The sequence below is a fragment of the Serratia sp. ASV30 genome (assembly GCF_016428815.1).
Lineage (GTDB): Bacteria > Pseudomonadota > Gammaproteobacteria > Enterobacterales > Enterobacteriaceae > Chania > Chania fonticola_C.
On record NZ_JAELTL010000285.1, the window covers coordinates 1 to 258 of the forward strand.

A 258-nucleotide genomic window follows, 5' to 3' on the forward strand; every position below is an offset into this window, starting at 1 on the left:
GGTCGGCGTCGGATCGTCCGTCGCACTGCCGCTGACCATGTTCTGCAACTGTACGCTGCCCACATCGTCCGCCGCCGAGTCGATAAACGGAACCGTTGGTTGCACCGTGTCAACCGTGAACATCCAGTTGCTGCTGGTGCTCGGGTTGCCCGCCGGATCCACCGCCGTGGCGCTCAGGCTGTGTGCGCCCTGGCCCAGATCGGTGGTTGGCGTGAAGCTCCAGGTACCATCGCCTTTCGCCGTGGTGCTGCCCAGCAC

General features: G+C 65.1%; 1 protein-coding gene. It reads right to left on the minus strand.

Translation table 11 applies throughout. From position 1 onward, the window contains the following. On the minus strand, nt 1-258 hold a 258-nt coding region (locus tag JHD74_RS26475), incomplete at both ends, for an Ig-like domain-containing protein (protein WP_199063964.1).